Genomic DNA, 1,083 nt, shown 5'->3' on the forward strand with positions numbered 1-1,083 from the left:
GGCCCCGCCGGTGTGCACCTGGAACGCGGCCCGGCGCACGGCCTTGGCCAGTGCCGGGTCGGGGTGCGCCGCGGCGAGCGCCACCAGGACCTGCACGGTGCGCGGGTGCCCGACGGCGCGGACCTCCTCCAGCAGCCGCGGCACCGAGCCCTGCACGGCGGAGTCGAGGTGCCGCACCAGCAGCTGCCCGTCACCGTGGTCGGCGACCGCGGCCGCGGTGTCCACCCACAGCCAGGTCGACTCCTCGCGGGTGAGGACGTCCTGGGCGGTCTCCGGGTCGCCGCCCTCGTGCTCGACCAGCCACAGCAGCGCGTACGGGCGCAGCGCCTGGTCGTCGGCGGCGGTCCGCACGGCGGCCTCGGCGGGGGCGCCGACCACCCGCAGGGCCTCGAAGGCGAGGCCGCGCAGGAGGGCGTCCTCGCCGCGGGCGACGGTGAGGAGTTCCTCGACGGCGGTGCCGGCGGAGCGGGCGGCGAGCCAGGCGCGGTACTCGGTCCTGGCCGGGCCGGGGGTGAGCCGGGCGCAGCCGCGCAGCATCGCCTCGGCGGACTGCTCGATGTTGCCCGCCGGGCTCTGGGCGGCGACGCAGATCCGTTCCAGCTTGATCCACACCGCCCAGTGGCCCAGCGCGGTGAGCTGCGCCTCGTGGTCGTCGTACGCGCCGTGGCCGGCACCGTCCGGCGCGACCAGCGCGCCCACCGTGGCGAGCGCGTCCAGTGCCCAGGCCAGCAGTACGGCCAGCGACGCCCCCGCGGCGTCGCTCGCCGTGCTCTCGCCCTCGGTGTCGGCGGGCGGTCCGTAGGGCACCTCGCAACGCTCGGTGCGCAGTTCCGCGACCCGCTGTTCGAGCATGTCCAGCAGGGCGGCCACCCGGACCGGGCCGGCCGACAGGTGCAGCAGGGACAGCAGTTGCGGTACCGCCTCGACGACCTCGGCGACGCCCGCCGGGGAGGCGCCGGCCGGTGCCGGGCGGGCGAGCGACCAGGCGTCGAAGAGGGCGACCCAGCCGCGCAGCGCGGCGGTGTCGTCGCGGTCCCAGGCGCGCAGCCGCCAGCCGGCGCGGACCCATCCGCCGTGCAGTTC

At 77.7% G+C, this 1,083-nt stretch carries 1 protein-coding gene; it reads right to left on the reverse strand.

Going from position 1 to position 1,083, the window contains the following annotated elements:
* Nucleotides 1-1,083, reverse strand: a 1,083-nt coding sequence (locus AC51EU_RS30705; protein ID WP_496270362.1) for a hypothetical protein, incomplete at both ends; no start/stop codon positions are given.

It is taken from the genome of Candidatus Streptomyces philanthi (assembly GCF_059553635.1).